Annotated in this window: 13 protein-coding genes; 4 read left to right on the forward strand and 9 right to left on the reverse strand. The window is 37.3% G+C overall.

Going from position 1 to position 14,537, the window contains the following annotated elements:
* Window positions 1-14: 14 nt before the first annotated feature.
* From sppA to ezrA, 6 genes are all read right to left on the reverse strand, one after another.
* The gene (gene sppA / locus MHH37_RS14750) at window positions 15-1,025 is read right to left on the reverse strand and encodes a signal peptide peptidase SppA (RefSeq protein WP_342573626.1); all 1,011 of its coding nucleotides are present in this window, start codon (window positions 1,023-1,025) and stop codon (window positions 15-17) included.
* A 249-nt stretch (window positions 1,026-1,274) separates the two neighbouring features.
* A complete protein-coding gene (locus MHH37_RS14755) occupies window positions 1,275-2,837 on the reverse strand; it encodes an acyl--CoA ligase (RefSeq protein ID WP_014823104.1) in 1,563 nt (520 codons plus the stop codon).
* A gap of 169 nt (window positions 2,838-3,006) precedes the next feature.
* Complete coding sequence (locus tag MHH37_RS14760; RefSeq protein WP_008407794.1) at window positions 3,007-3,213, reverse strand: alpha/beta-type small acid-soluble spore protein; 207 nt, start codon at window positions 3,211-3,213, stop codon at window positions 3,007-3,009.
* A 110-nt stretch (window positions 3,214-3,323) separates the two neighbouring features.
* On the reverse strand, window positions 3,324-4,535 hold the full coding sequence (thiI, locus tag MHH37_RS14765; protein ID WP_342573627.1) for a tRNA uracil 4-sulfurtransferase ThiI: 1,212 nt from the start codon (window positions 4,533-4,535) through the stop codon (window positions 3,324-3,326).
* Entirely contained in the window at window positions 4,532-5,680 is a 1,149-nt protein-coding gene (locus MHH37_RS14770) for a cysteine desulfurase family protein (RefSeq protein ID WP_342573628.1), read from the reverse strand. Before MHH37_RS14770 ends, thiI begins: the two co-directional genes overlap by 4 nt.
* A gap of 184 nt (window positions 5,681-5,864) precedes the next feature.
* A complete protein-coding gene (ezrA, locus tag MHH37_RS14775; RefSeq protein WP_008407797.1) occupies window positions 5,865-7,568 on the reverse strand; it encodes a septation ring formation regulator EzrA in 1,704 nt (567 codons plus the stop codon).
* 141 nt (window positions 7,569-7,709) lie between these two features.
* Here ezrA and hisJ point away from each other — a divergent pair, with 141 nt between their 5' ends.
* Together hisJ and MHH37_RS14785 are read left to right on the forward strand one after the other, a co-directional pair.
* Window positions 7,710-8,513, forward strand: coding sequence for a histidinol-phosphatase HisJ (hisJ, locus tag MHH37_RS14780; protein WP_342573629.1), 804 nt, complete (start codon window positions 7,710-7,712; stop codon window positions 8,511-8,513).
* Window positions 8,514-8,525: 12 nt separating this feature from the next.
* A complete protein-coding gene (locus tag MHH37_RS14785; RefSeq protein WP_342573630.1) occupies window positions 8,526-9,005 on the forward strand; it encodes a GAF domain-containing protein in 480 nt (159 codons plus the stop codon).
* Window positions 9,006-9,049: 44 nt separating this feature from the next.
* Here the strand turns inward: MHH37_RS14785 and MHH37_RS14790 are convergent, their stop codons facing one another.
* Window positions 9,050-10,912, reverse strand: a complete 1,863-nt coding sequence (locus MHH37_RS14790) for a diguanylate cyclase (protein ID WP_342573631.1) — start codon at window positions 10,910-10,912, stop codon at window positions 9,050-9,052.
* A 484-nt stretch (window positions 10,913-11,396) separates the two neighbouring features.
* On the opposite strand from MHH37_RS14790, the gene rpsD reads away from it, so the two are divergent.
* Together rpsD and MHH37_RS14800 are read left to right on the forward strand one after the other, a co-directional pair.
* Window positions 11,397-11,999 (forward strand): 30S ribosomal protein S4, encoded by a 603-nt coding sequence (gene rpsD, locus MHH37_RS14795; protein ID WP_008407801.1) that lies wholly within the window; start codon window positions 11,397-11,399, stop codon window positions 11,997-11,999.
* 171 nt (window positions 12,000-12,170) lie between these two features.
* Window positions 12,171-12,332: a YjcZ family sporulation protein gene (locus MHH37_RS14800; protein WP_008407802.1), complete on the forward strand. Its 162-nt coding sequence runs from the start codon at window positions 12,171-12,173 to the stop codon at window positions 12,330-12,332.
* A 239-nt stretch (window positions 12,333-12,571) separates the two neighbouring features.
* On the opposite strand, the gene MHH37_RS14805 is transcribed toward MHH37_RS14800, so the two are convergent.
* Together MHH37_RS14805 and MHH37_RS14810 are read right to left on the reverse strand one after the other, a co-directional pair.
* Window positions 12,572-13,183, reverse strand: a complete 612-nt coding sequence (locus tag MHH37_RS14805) for a Yip1 family protein (protein ID WP_008407803.1) — start codon at window positions 13,181-13,183, stop codon at window positions 12,572-12,574.
* Between the two features lie 97 nt (window positions 13,184-13,280).
* Window positions 13,281-14,453 (reverse strand): substrate-binding domain-containing protein, encoded by a 1,173-nt coding sequence (locus MHH37_RS14810; RefSeq protein ID WP_342573632.1) that lies wholly within the window; start codon window positions 14,451-14,453, stop codon window positions 13,281-13,283.
* Between the last annotated feature and the right edge of the window lie 84 nt (window positions 14,454-14,537).

Below are 14,537 nucleotides of genomic sequence, written 5' to 3' on the forward strand. Positions count from 1 at the left end.
CGTAATCCCTCCTATTAGTAGTCACCATATAAATACATCATACGAGGTGAATTTGTCGTTGAAATAATTTTGGACAATACTTCAGACTCAGCAGATGGTCGTAGCATAGAACCTAGTTTTACACCTAATAAAGAACCCCAGCTTGACGTATCCATTGTATATTCAAACAGCGCTGCATCTTCTAATCCGAAATCTTTACGCAATGCATTAATTGTCGCTTCTTCATTTCCAATTTCATCCACCAACCCTGCTCGCAGTGCCTGAGTACCGCCTAATACACGGCCATCCGCCACTTTCTTCACTTGCGCTTCAGACATATTACGCCCAGCTTCGATAATATCGACAAAATGCTCATATGATTCATCAATCATTTCCTGCAGCATCGCAAGTTCCTCTTTTGTAGAAGGTCGTACACCGCCAAACATGTCTTTATGTTCGCCTGATTTGATTGTTTCAAACTCGACACCGAAATTTTCGGCTAATTTCCCATAATTAATCGATTGCATAATCACACCGATTGAACCGGTAATTGTTTCTCGTTGTGCAAAAATCTTATCTGCTGGTGCTGAAATATAATAACCTCCGGAAGCAGCCATTGATCCCATTGATACATAAATCGGGATTTGTTTTTCCTCTTTTATTTTCAATAGTTTTTGGTAAATTTCCTCTGATTCAATGACACCGCCACCTGGAGTGTTTACAGATAATACAACCCCTTTAATTGTATCGTCTTCCAGTACAGCATCCAATTGTTCCATAAACTGCTGGTGGTTGTAATCAACCGTTTCCCAAATGCTTGGTTCTCCTACATCCTGAATTACGCCATCTACCGTTAAATGCGCAATTCGATTCGTTAAGTCTCCCGTTTCCACTACGCTTTCGTATGTGAGCGATTCCGTACCCATCAAATTGTCGATACTAGTAAAGAAATCGGTCTTGAAAATCGAAATAATCGTATTGATCCCAATAGAGAAAAATAATAATACGGCAGCAATAATGAGTGCCACAACTCGTTTTGTATTCATTTTCACGCCTCCTCAATATATGTACGAAACTATTTTACAAAAAGTTTCATCGAAAACCATTTCCTACAGCGATTTTGACATAATCCCACTTGATTAAGCAACCATACTATAGGTTTTATCAAATGGCGAAGCCTCATTTCTATTAATTAAGCTCGGTTTAAACATGAATACTGGCAGAAAAAAAGGCGGCAAATTTCGCCACCTTTTATTCATTACCCGGGAAATATTTGTCGAGCAATGGTATTTCCCTTACTTTACACGCAATTCAACACGACGGATTTTCCCTGAAATAGTTTTAGGTAATTCATCTAAAAATTCTATAATTCGAGGATATTTATATGGTGCTGTCAGCTGTTTTACATGATTTTGCAGATCTTCTACAATTGTTGGGCTTTCTTTTAATGTAACATCTTTAAGGACGACAAATGCTTTTACAACATTACCTCGAATTTCATCCGGACTTGCAACAACAGCACATTCCTGTACAGCAGGGTGCTTCGTTAAAGCATCCTCAACTTCAAACGGCCCAATTGTATAACCTGATGAAATAATAATGTCATCATTACGGCCTTCAAACCAGAAATAGCCGTCTTCATCCTTTATCGCTCGGTCGCCTGTTACATACCAATCCCCGCGATATTGAATCGCTGTACGTTCAGGATCTTTATAATACCCTTTAAATAGTGCAGGTGTCGATTTGTGTACTGCGATATCACCAACTTCACCTGCCGGGACAGGCTCACCATCTTCATTGATTAAATCAATGATATTTCCCGGAGTCGGTTTCCCCATGGAGCCGGGACGCAATTCCATGTTTAACAATGTTCCGATCAATAATGTATTTTCTGTTTGGCCATAGCCATCACGGACAGTTAACTGATGTTCACGTTCGAACGTTTCAATTACTTCACGGTTTAATGGCTCACCTGCCGAGACAGCGCTGCGCAATGAAGTTAAATTAAATGTATTTAACTGATCTAACTTCGCCATCATTCGATATTCTGTCGGTGTACAGCAAAGCACATTGATGTGTTGCTGCTCTATTAAATGTAAAAACTGTTTAGGGTCAAACTTCCCTTTATATACAAATCCTGTTGCGCCACTGCCTAATACAGCAAGAAACGGACTCCAAATCCATTTTTGCCATCCTGGAGCTGCAGTTGCCCATACCGTATCACCATCACGTACGCCAAGCCACTCCGCAGCCGTTGTACGTAAATGTGCATATCCCCAGCCATGTGAGTGCATTACAGCTTTAGGATTTCCTGTTGTGCCTGATGTATAGGCTAAAAAAGCAAGATCATGTGCTGTCGTCTCAACAGAATCGAACTCGTTTGACTGTTGCTCTGCAAGCGCCATTAATGAAGTCCATCCTTCTTTTTCTTTTCCGACAATAAAGCATTCTACATTCGCTAAATTTTCTACATGTTCAAATTCATTTACGAATTGTTCCATCACGATAATCGCCTTAGCCTCAGAATGATTTAGTCGATAATCAATATCTTTAGCTCGCAGCAACTCCGAACTTGGAATAATGACCAATCCTGCTTTTAATGCCCCAATATAAGAAACATATGCTTCTAAACAGCGAGGCAGCATAATTAAAATGACATCACCTTTTTTTAGTCCTTGTGCATAAAAGGCATTCGCTGCCTGATTTGCTCTTTGTAGTAACTCTTCGTATGTATAACGCTCTTGGTGTCCATTTTCTTCTTGAAAAATTAACGCTGTTTTCGATTCTTTATTATCGTGTTTTTCAAATTCATTCACAATATTATAAATTTCCGGTGCAACTAATTGATTTTCATTCATTTTTAATACTCCCCTTTGTTAAAAAAAATGAGCCTTACCTTATTAGTATAATAATCCTTCTCGTTAATATCAAAATATTCCGCCACTTTTTATTGCATAACAAAAAATATTTGTTACCAAAATAAAAGAAACGCTACTTTAAAAGTAGCGCTCCTTTTTTAAAAACGGATTATTGGTTTTGGTTGCCGCGTAATTGCTGCTCTGCCATCTGTACTAGGCGTTTCGTAATTTCGCCACCTACAGAACCGTTTGCACGAGATGATGCGTCAGGACCTAATTGTACGCCAAATTCTTGTGCGATTTCGTATTTCATTTGGTCTAAAGCTTGTTGTGCACCAGGTACACGTAATTTGTTTGAGCTGTTGTTGTTTGCCATCTGTCTCTCACCTCCTTGTGACATTAGAATGCACCGGGAGGAAAGATTAATACATAAAAAACACAGGTAAATTATAGTTTCATTAGGAAATCATTATCAGTTTCTAAAAATTATAGTAAATCCGCGAATTTATCTTCTTTTACTTCCTTCTGAGGGAACTGATATACTTCGCGGTTTTTAACGGCACGATCAATTAATTCATCGAATTCCGTAAAGCTTTCAAAACGCTGAACTTTTTCTAATTTCGGTTTTGTTTTTGGACTAGACGGTGTAAATATTGTACAGCAATCCTCAAATGGCTGGATTGATGTTTCGTATGTGCCAATATCTTTTGCAATTTTGATGATGTCATTTTTATCTGCTGAAATTAGCGGACGTAAAATTGGTGTTTTTGTCACATCATTAATTGCAGTTAGGCTTTCCAATGTTTGTGAAGCGACTTGTCCTAGGCTTTCACCTGTTACAATACCTAATGCGCCAACTTCTTCACGCACTTTATCGGCTACTTTCATCATCATACGACGTGTTGATGTCATTGACATATTGTCTGGGACTGCATCTTTTACTGCTACTTGCAGTTCTGTAAACGGAATAACATGCAGGCGAATATTTGCACCGAATTTTGTTAGTTCATTTGCAAGCTCTTTAACTTTCTGTAAAGCATTATCGCTTGTATACGGAGGACTGAAGAAATGAATCGCATCCAGTCGAACGCCACGTTTCATCATTAAGTAACCGGCAACTGGACTATCGATACCGCCTGAAAGCATTAACAGCGATCGTCCATTTGATCCAATCGGCATTCCTCCAGCACCTTGAATTACTTGCGCCATCATATAGATTGCATCTTCACGAACTTCAATTCGCAATGCGAAATCCGGATTTTTCACCTGTACTTTAAAGTTAGGGAAATTCGGTAAAATTGTAGCTCCCATTTCACGCTGTAATTCATGTGTGTTTAATGGGAATGTTTTATCTGTACGATGTACTTCAACTTTAAACGTTAAATCACCTTTTTCACGATAGTCTTCTAAAATTTCAAAGGCTAAAGCTTTCATTACATCCAAATCTTTTTCACAAGAAGCGACAGGGCTGATTGATTGAATACCGAAAACATGTGGTAAACGATCCATCAGTACATCAAATTTCTCTTTATTTTCAACTTCAATAAACATACGGTCACGCTCTGCACGAATTTTCAGTGGTGCAATATCATTAAATGAATAACGGACATTATCGCGTAAACGGCTGATAAAATCTTTTTTGTTTCGACCTTTTGTTGATAATTCACCATAGCGAACTAATATTTCCTTAAAAATCATTGCATTATTTCTCCTTTTAATTCTTTCATTACGATTGTAAATTGCTTTTTGAATGAAGCAATATCTTCGTCAGTATTAATTGCGCCTAAACTTAAACGAAGGACACCGTTTTTAAAGCGACTATCGATATTCAATGCTTCCACAACATGGCTTGTTTTCGTTTGTTTTGACGAACATGCACTTGATGTTGAAACGATAATATCACGTTTTTGTAATGCATTTATTAAAATTTCACCTTTAAGTCCTCTAACACTGAAAGATAAAATATGCGGTGCACCATCTTTTGACGAAAGGACATATACTTCCTGACCAAATTGCTCAAAGAAATGATGGAGATCTGCAGACCATTTTTTAAAGTTCTCAAAATTCCCCGGCATTCCTTCTACTGCTAAACGGGCCGCTTTTGCCAATGAAACAGCTTGCGGTACTGCAACCGTACCACTTCTTAATCCGAACTCTTGTCCACCACCAACAATAAATGCTTTCAGTTGAGGTTTTTTACGGAATGCCAACAGGCCACTCCCTTTTAAACCTTGAATTTTATGTCCTGAAATCGAAATGACATCGGGACCATTTTCCCCATCAAAAAAGACTGGCAGCTTTCCGAAACTTTGAATCGCATCAACATGAAACATTGCCTGGCATGCACGATGAATGATTTGTGCCGCTTCTTTAATTGGCTGAACAGCTCCAATTTCATTGTTTACATGCATAATGCTCACGATGATTGTATCTTTGCGAAGCTTTTGCTGTAATTCCTCTAAAGAAATGACCCCATATTTGTTTACTTTCAAGTAGTCAATTTCATAACCTTCCTCTTCCAAACGCTTGACCGCTTCCAATATCGAAGGATGTTCTATTTCTGTCGTAATAATATGCTTGCCTCTAAAATTACTAGATTTTGCAAGACCAAAAAGCGCGGCATTATTCGATTCCGTACCTCCGGATGTAAATAGAATATTCTTTTCGTCTGTATGAAGAATATTTGCCAATTGCTCACGAGCTTTTGTTAATAAAGCATTTGACTCGACTCCTGCACGGTGAATCGATGCAGGGTTGGCGTAATATTGTTCATTTACTAACATAAATGTAGCCAAGACATCTTTGTGCGGTTTTGTTGTCGCACTATTATCTAAATATATCATCTATACTCAACCTTCTTTATTAAAACTAATTTTCCGTAATCTATTAACATTACAGAGTTGCCTGCAATCATCACTTACCAAAGAGAGAGGTTGTGTTAATAGTCAAATTGACTATTAACACAACCTCATAAATGTGCTTATTTATTATAACGCTAAATGGATCAACATGTAACCGTTATGCTTATTATTTTGTAAGCAGCTGCTCCTGAACGAGCTCCTCAATACGTTTAATCGCATTAGGATCGATAATTTCAACCGCTTTTGCTGCATCTTCCAGTGCTTTTATGTAGCGGAATTTCTTGAATGCGTCTTCAGCTTCAAGTAAATTTTCATGTACTTGGCGGTTAGTTGCTCTGTAGCGGTTTCCAAACTGAATAAGACGCTCAATAATTAATACGTTCTCTATCATTTCCTGTGCTTTTTCATGTGTTTCTTCAATCGATTGCTTTGCATTTAGTAAATGCTGGTTTACTTGGATAATATTCAACGGCACTTCCTGTAAGCTTTGAACAACAACAAAAATCTGCTCTGCCGCCTCTTCTAATCTTGCATCCATTTCTTCCGGTATTCCAGGAATATTGGCACGTCCAAGCAGGCGTTCGGTATCTTGCAATAAGCGCTTTAAAGTTTCCAATTCAGCTCTTGCTTTATTTTCATCGATACGGAGATTTTTTAGTTTGTTAGAGAACTTTTCCTGTTCTTCAGCAATTTGCTCGATCTCATCAGTAATTTCTTTTAGCTCTTCCTGTAAGCTGGAGTAGGCAGACTTTTCTTCATGAACACGAGTTGATAACAACTCATAGCGTCTTTGTAGAACTTCCAAGTGCTTTAAGCCCACTTTAGGAATTTCCGCCTCTCTGTCCTGCAAACGGTAGCTATGCTGTACATACGCGACTTCATCATTAATGTCCTTTGTAAGGCGCATTACATCATTGATCACACTGTACATGCCAGAACAGTTGCGTTCCACATACTTTCTTGCCATTACTTCTTTTTCTAGCAAATTGTAAAAATGGTCGATTTCATCATTAATTGTTTCAATTCGTGGTGATACAGCCGGTAAGTTTAATTCAGCAATTGCCGCTTTTAACATTTCCAGTTCATTCTCAAGCCCATTCAAATATTCAGTCAGTTCTAAATGGCGTAAATAATACTTTTGCTCTTCCATTTCACGCTGCCCATTACGAAGTTCATGAATTGCGGTCGGAATTTTTGTTTGAATTTCCGTAAGCAGTGTCGGCACATCATTTAGTAAGCTGAAAATCTCCTGTGCTTCACTGTTTAACTGAAGAACAATTTCACGTGCCTGCAAATAGTTGCCGTCTTTCGTTAACTCATCGAATTCTTCAAACTTTGGTATAAATTGCTCAAGCTTCTTTTCCAATGCTTCCAAGGCCGGACCAAATGAATGCTGGTGTGCCAAAATCGTCTTACGTGCAGAACGGTAATATTCTTTCAACTGCTCGATTTCAATACGGTTTTTCTCTTCACTGCCAATCAATTCATCCAGCTCTGTAATAATCTGCACACGTACTTGTTCACATTTTGCAAGCTCTTGCTCGATGTCACGTTCTGTATGTGTTGCTTTGTTAAATTTAAATCGGTCGACAAATTCTTCCGCATCAAACAATAATTCGTCAATTTTCGGAATTTGCTTATCAACAACATCCAACCAACGATTACGCCAGTTTTCAAAAAGCTCTTCTGTTTGACCGTTCATATTAAGGGCTTTTACTTTTGCGAGCTCCTCAAAAATCGGGTAATGTTGTATTTGTAGTTTTTCCTTATCTAATCGTCCTATTTCTGCATTATGCTTGCGTCTTACTACTAAGCCTGCCATTAATAATGCTAATAGTACGACGACAACAATGATGATATACTTTATCATTGTAAGCCCCCTAATCCCAAATAAAATCAATATTTTAGCTATATACGTATTATTTATAATAACATGTTTTCTAATATTTGTTTAACTATTTCCAGCTTTTTTTACTTTTAAATACCATATTTTTGAAGGAAGGTCATTCAATTGAAACGAGACGGTCATATACATACACCTTTTTGTCCCCATGGTTCTACAGATTCGATAGAAAAATATGTCGAAAAAGCGATAACAAGCGGATTTAAAGAAATCACATTTACGGAGCATGCACCTTTACCTGAAAACTTTGTCGATCCAACACCTGACAAGGATAGCGGAATGAACCCTGCTTATTTGATGGATTACTTTAAACAACTGCAGTGCGCAAAAGAACAGTACGAATCACAAATTAAAATCAATATTGGGCTGGAGGTCGACTATATTGTCGGCTTTGAACATGAAACAAAACAATTTCTCAATGAAGTCGGCCCATTATTGGATGATGCGATATTATCCGTACACTTTTTGAATTTCCAAGACGAATATGTATGTATTGACTTTTCACAAGAAGTATATTTACAATTTGCCAATAAGGTTGGCGGCATTCTTCCTATGTATAAGCTATACTACGAAACCGTGAAAAAGTCGATTTTGGCGGATTTAGGTTTATACAAACCTAAGCGTATAGGACATCCTACACTAATTCATAAATTTCAGCTTGCCCACAATGAGCAGGTCGATGACGCAGCTGACATAAATGAACTATTAAAGATGATGCAGAACAGCCATTATGAGCTTGATTTTAATAGTGCTGGCCTAAGTAAACCGTATTGTAAGGAGACATACCCGCCCTATCCATTTGTGAAACAGGCAATTAATTTACAAATTCCAATTGTTTTCGGCTCGGATGCCCATACGGTAGCGGATTTACATCAGCATTATGAAACATTTCTGAAAAAAATAACTTTTTAATTGGAGGATTATATGTTTGGAAATATCACTTATAACGGTTCAATAACAGACCAGTACGAACAGCTATCTAAACAGCTGGATGCATTGCTTGAAGGGGAAAATAACTTAATCGCTAACTTAAGTAACGCTTCAGCTTTATTAAATACTTTTTTAAAAGAAATTAACTGGGTAGGATTCTATTTAATGAATGAAGGCGAATTAGTGCTTGGACCATTCCAAGGCTTGCCTGCTTGTGTACGAATTCCTGTCGGGCGCGGTGTTTGCGGTACAACGGTTGCCATGGAGCAAACAATGGTTGTAGACGATGTTCACGCTTTCCCTGGCCATATTGCTTGTGACGCTGCATCAAAATCGGAAATCGTTATTCCATTAATTAAAAATGGTGTCGTTATAGGTGTTTTAGATATCGACAGCCCGGTTGAAGCACGTTTTACTGCTAAAGATAAAGATGGTTTGGAAAAATTTGTGGATGTACTGTTAAAACATATTTAATTACTAAAAAGGGAGTGCCCGAAAAGTTATTCCGGGTACTCCCTTTAATATTGCAGTTCCATTGGTTTTTCATATACACATAAGCGGTTTTTTCCGTTTCGCTTTGCATGATATAACGCCATATCAGCTTGCGCAAACATATTTTTGAAATTAGGACGACTGCTCTTATGCCATGTAATCATACCCGCAGAAACCGTAACTGATGGATTTGATACACTTGGTACCATTTGTACAATCGAATCCGAAATTCCAATCGCTTCACTGTCTGAAATATTCGGAATATAAATCGCAAGCTCTTCACCGCCCCAGCGCGAGCAAATGCCCTTTTTCCCTATTTCATTTTGCAGTCGCCTAGCAATTTGTACGATTACTTCATCCCCGACTTGATGCCCATATGTGTCATTCACCTTTTTAAAGTTATCGATATCAATTAAAAGGAACATTCCTGAATCGTCCTTTTGAATGGAATTTTCTACGTATGAATCAGAGTAACTTCTTGCATAAAGCTTTGTTAAATGGTCCCGATCCACCATCTCCTGAAGTTGTTCACGTAAAACAGAATTGGAAATGGCTAATGACGAATGGTGAATAAGCGATTGCATTAGCTTAAAGCTGTCAAAGGAGAAGAAATACGGCTCTTTATGCAATACAATGCTAAACCCGATAATATCTTCTTCAACAATCATTGGAATGGCCATTATCGACTTATACTCAATGTCTCCTGAAATAAGACGACTGAAATCAGCAATAAACAATGGGTCTTGTGTCGTCTGAAAATGTTTTTCCACGTGTTGGACATATACATTGCACGCTACATAATCGAAAAGATCTGTACACGCTTCGGTCATGATATACTTTTCATCTTCTTTAAACATGAAACCAATTTCCATAGGCTGAAAAGATTTCAACATTTGCTTTTGTAAAAATAAAAGCATCTCACTGATCGTCAATTTCATATTTAAACGGTGGGAAGTTTCATTGATTAACTGTAAATCCGTGATGAGACGATGTGATTGATGATAGAGTTTTGCGTTTTCCAAGGCATTTCCTGAAGCTTGCGCAAGCATCCGGATAAATTCTTTTTCCGAATTCGCGAATGAGTAATTGATCGGTGCTTTTACCTGTAAAATTCCGTATATTGCTTGTCTCCCTTTTATAGGCACATTTAATAATCGATGGTTTTGTTCAACGGCTATATCTTCTTTCAATTCTCCCGATACAAAAGACTCGATTGTTGCAGGCCGCTCTGATAAATAGTCAAAAGGCTTTATTTTCACTCTCGTTTGACGGTCTTGGTCATTTGACAAGATCAGCTCTACTTCAAGTCCTGGAAAATTTTCTTCTATTGTAATAAGCACATTTTCCAAAATTACATCAATGTCCATCGTTGAATGGAAAAGATCTGTCATCCCATATAATTTACGGTACTTTTGCTCATTCGAATACACTTCGTATTTTTGGATTAAATATTTATAGGAAGCGGATATCGCCCCTACTATTTCTTCAGTCAGCACTGTTTGTATAGGTGCCTCGACAGGATTATATTTAAATATAATAATAGCTTCTATTTTATCATTTATTATAAGTGGCATAACATCCGTATGGTTTTCAAAATACGGCTGTTCTTTTAAAAACCCGGGTAACTTCACAACTTTGTTACCATTAAAATAGGGTTGTATTAAATCTAATGCTACATCAACATTCAGTAATTCTAAGTTGTCGATCGGTTTCAATTTATTTTCGCTTACATGAAATAAAAAACAATGTTCCATATTAAAGTGTTTAGTTAGGCTTTCTTCTAATAGGAAAAAGTAATCATAAAATTTACTTCGTTGTAATTTCTTATTCATACAAAGGCTTAAAATATCCGATTTAAATTGATCAATCTTTTGTTGATTTTCCACCATTAAATCACCTTTTCTTTTACTATTGCGATGTCGGTTCTTTTCACTTAACATCAAGTATACACATTTTATGTCTTATTGACTATTTAAATTTGTTATATTTTTCTAGTAAACACCCCAATTTGAATTGTTTTTTGAATATTAAAGTATTTTCCCGTTCTTATCTACTACCCGCTTTTGTGCTTAAATACCCACAAAACGATAAATTATTTTTATTTTTCTTTACTACATATTATCTTCAAAATGTAAAACACCTTTGTTGACGGATAGAAAAAAAAAAGATACAATAGCCTTTGTGTAAAATGAATGCAGTAGTTGTATAACTTAAATGTAGTATTTTATTCCTTCTGTGTAGACAGAATGGTGTATTGTGTAACCCTTTCGGCTGCATGGGCGAAGATACATGAAAATAGAATACCGTTTAATGTCGGGTACAACTGGTTTTTTCTTTTACAACAAAAACCAATTTTAAGGAGGAGACACAATTATGTCTCGTTATACAGGTCCATCTTGGAAACTATCTCGTCGTCTTGGTATTTCATTAAGCGGCACAGGTAAAGAAATCGCAAAACGCCCTTACGCACCAGGTCAACACGGCCCGAACTCTCGTGGTAAAAAATCAGAGTACGGTCTACAATTAACTGAAAAGCAAAAATTACGTCATATGTATGGTATGACTGAACGTCAATTCAAAAACACTTACCTACGTGCTGGTAAATTACAGGGTGTACACGGTGAAAACTTCATGATTTTACTTGAAACTCGCCTTGACAACCTAGTTTACCGTTTAGGTTTAGCTCGCACTCGTCGTGCAGCTCGTCAATTAGTTAACCACGGTCACATCTTAGTTGATGGTAACCGCGTTGACATCCCATCTTACTCAGTAAAACCAGGTCAAACGATCTCTTTACGTGAGAAATCAGCTAACCTTTCAGTTGTTGCTGAATCAATCGAAGTAAACAGCTTCGTACCAGAATATTTATCATTCGATGCAGACTCTAAAGTAGGTACTTTCGTACGTTTACCAGAGCGCTCTGAATTATCTTCTGAAATCAACGAACAATTCATCGTAGAGTTCTACTCTCGTTAATCTTTCGAGCTTCAGATATATTCGAATCAAACCATCAAGCCCTGTTTATCGGGTGCTTGGTGGTTTTTTTATTTAGATTTATTTTCTGCAAATTTTTTTTCAAAATTGTTCAATCGCCCGTGATCAACCCTTCTTCATTGAATAGGATAACGAGGAAAGGGGGTGAATATTATGGGTTACGGTTATGAAGGATATCAAAATCAAAACTATAATAACTACGGTGGTTACGGCTGTGGTGGTGGCGGTAACAGCGGCGGTAACAGCTTAACATTCGTTCTAATTGTTGTTCTATTCATTCTTTTAATTATTGTCGGTGCTACTTTCGCTTACTAATAACTCCGATTCCAAAGAAGGCTGATAGCTAGCCAGAAATAAATCCAACTACTTATTACTGCTTCTCGCCCTTAGGGTCACTTCCCCCAGTGACCCTTTTTATTTTGAATTTCATTAACTTTTCATCCTTACATATAGACACAAACATTACATTCCGCTAACAATAAAAAAAGATGCTGTACGCTATAGAGCGGCAGCATCCTTTCTATTCAACTCGTAACAATCCATACTAAATACGCTTAAAACAAAAAGTAAGTTGCTCCTAGTACCGCAATTACTATAAACGAAGCAAAAAATGCTTTCCACTTAGATATACGGTGCACTTCCGAAATCCCAATAACTGTGATGACATATGTCCAAATACTGCTAATAATAATCAGAGTCCCACAGACAAATTGTAGAATCAAATCACCTAGTGATGTCTCCATATAGGAAATAGAGAAAAATGACTGTGGTGCGAATTGCATCCAGAACAGAAGAACCGGCAATATCCAAATATAAGGAATCATTGTCACACTGATCATGCGGAACATTTCTTTAAACTTCCCTGTACCACCGAATGCTTTTGCTGATAGTGTCAATACTCCTGCCGATAAAACTGTTGAAAGAAAATATAGTACTAAACTTAAAAGAAATGTTGAATAAACGATATCTCCCAGCGTATATTGTCCTGTAAATTCACTACCGATAAAACTGACTAAATTACTAGCAAACACTCCGATAATACCAACGAAAATGAAATAAGATAACTTTTTAGTTGTTAACACATAACGAATAGTATCTCGGGGTTTAACAGCAATGCTTAATATCGCATGTCGATCATCGACTGTACCTGTTAATTGCTCACTCAAAATAACATCCCCCTAAAAATATGTATACAATCTATTATACTGATATTTTTAAGGTGATACAAAATTATTGCTTCTTTAGTAGCATACCAATCTTTTACTATTCGGCAGATTTAAGAGATACATAGCCCGCCTTTTCCACTAATGCCTGCCCTTCATCCGAGAGCACCCAATCAATCACCTGTTTAACATTTCCTGTTGGCTCGCCTGCTGTCACAATATAAAATTCAGAAGCAATTGGATATGCATTGTTGCGAATTGTTTCTCTTGTCGGTGCAACCCCATCGATTTCCAAAAGTTTAATTTCTTTATTTTTTACCATCTCATTTGAATAGTAGCGGAAAGTATAACCGATTGCGTTTTTATAATTTTTATATTGGGACACTTCATTGATAATTCCGCCCATTCCTGTCGCTACATCTTCCGTTGGGGCTTCCATTAACGGTTTATCCCCCATAAGCCGTTGTAATGCTGTTTGTGATCCGCTGTCCTCAGGTCTTTGGAATGCACGGATTGCATCGTCTTGTCCGCCAACTTCAGACCAGTTTGTAATTTCCCCTGCATAGATTCCCTTAATTTGTTCGAGCGATAAACGATCGACTTTGTTTTTACTGTTCACGAAAAAGACAAATGCTTCTTTTCCAATAGGCGTCAAATGAAGTTTAATCCCCTGTTGTTCTGCCTGGTGAATTTGTGAATCGGATGGGCCCGCTACAAATATCATATCCGTATTACCAAAAATCAGGTTCGTATAGGCTTCGTGCGTCTGATTCACCATCACTTCACTCTTGTAAGGATTATATTCTCTTTCAGGATAAAGATGCTCTGTAGTGGCTGCATACAATGGATACAAAGCCGTTGCACCATCCATCTTCGGCAAAGGTTCCTCTATTTTTAAACTCGGTTTCTTATCCAATTGCACTAATTTATTCTGATCTGTAAATGGCTCATATTGATAAATATTCACTTCCGCGTCAACAGTCGGTACCCTGCCATCGAACCATTTATAAATTGGTTGTATCGAGGTGACGACCAAAACAATTCCGGCAATTGACCAAAAGATTTTTATACGCTTACTGTTTTTGTAAAATACATCAAAAATCACAAGGACAAAACCAATATATAAAATGACCGCAGCAGAAATTACTAACGGTATATAATGAATCTTGCCGCTAAATGCTACAAAAAATAACAATATGAAAGTGAAAAAGCAAACCGTCAGTAAGACAAAAATCGAAATTACAATTTTTCCTAAATATGATTTATTTTCCATAATTCCACCCCTCTCCTCCTAATAGTTCTTTATGAAACGAAATATTCCTTTTAAAAAAACGTCCTGGAAAACTACTTCCCAAGA

It is taken from the genome of Solibacillus sp. FSL K6-1781 (genome assembly GCF_038630735.1).
Classification (GTDB): Bacteria; Bacillota; Bacilli; order Bacillales_A; family Planococcaceae; genus Solibacillus; species Solibacillus silvestris.

Bases quoted from the DNA above. Each gene is read 5' to 3' on its own strand.
- MHH37_RS14810 (WP_342573632.1), bottom strand. From the start codon at position 14,453: ATGGAAAATAAATCATATTTAGGAAAAATTGTAATTTCGATTTTTGTC.
- ezrA (WP_008407797.1), bottom strand. From the start codon at position 7,568: ATGATAAAGTATATCATCATTGTTGTCGTCGTACTATTAGCATTATTA.
- MHH37_RS14755 (WP_014823104.1), bottom strand. From the start codon at position 2,837: ATGAATGAAAATCAATTAGTTGCACCGGAAATTTATAATATTGTGAAT.
- rpsD (WP_008407801.1), top strand. From the start codon at position 11,397: ATGTCTCGTTATACAGGTCCATCTTGGAAACTATCTCGTCGTCTTGGT.
- MHH37_RS14800 (WP_008407802.1), top strand. From the start codon at position 12,171: ATGGGTTACGGTTATGAAGGATATCAAAATCAAAACTATAATAACTAC.
- MHH37_RS14790 (WP_342573631.1), bottom strand. From the start codon at position 10,912: ATGGTGGAAAATCAACAAAAGATTGATCAATTTAAATCGGATATTTTA.
- MHH37_RS14760 (WP_008407794.1), bottom strand. From the start codon at position 3,213: ATGGCAAACAACAACAGCTCAAACAAATTACGTGTACCTGGTGCACAA.
- MHH37_RS14770 (WP_342573628.1), bottom strand. From the start codon at position 5,680: ATGATATATTTAGATAATAGTGCGACAACAAAACCGCACAAAGATGTC.
- sppA (WP_342573626.1), bottom strand. From the start codon at position 1,025: ATGAATACAAAACGAGTTGTGGCACTCATTATTGCTGCCGTATTATTA.
- MHH37_RS14785 (WP_342573630.1), top strand. From the start codon at position 8,526: ATGTTTGGAAATATCACTTATAACGGTTCAATAACAGACCAGTACGAA.
- thiI (WP_342573627.1), bottom strand. From the start codon at position 4,535: ATGATTTTTAAGGAAATATTAGTTCGCTATGGTGAATTATCAACAAAA.